The 235-nt window shown below is 51.1% G+C and carries 1 pseudogene; it reads left to right on the plus strand.

From position 1 onward, the window contains the following. A pseudogene (gene tuf / locus Q4563_RS22660) lies at positions 1 to 235 on the plus strand (elongation factor Tu); the annotation flags it as partial.

The following is a 235-nucleotide window of genomic DNA, read 5'->3' on the forward strand; positions in this document are numbered from 1 at the left end:
GATTGAGCGTGGTCAGGTACTGGCCAAGCCAGGTTCGGTAAACCCGCACACCAAGTTCGAAGGCGAAGTTTACGTACTGAGCAAAGAAGAAGGTGGTCGTCACACGCCATTCTTTAAAGGCTACCGTCCGCAGTTTTACTTCCGTACCACTGACGTAACGGGTGCTTGTGAGCTGCCTGAAGGCGTTGAAATGGTAATGCCAGGCGATAACATCCAAATGGTTGTTACCCTGATC

Source organism: Gilvimarinus sp. 1_MG-2023, assembly GCF_030548285.1.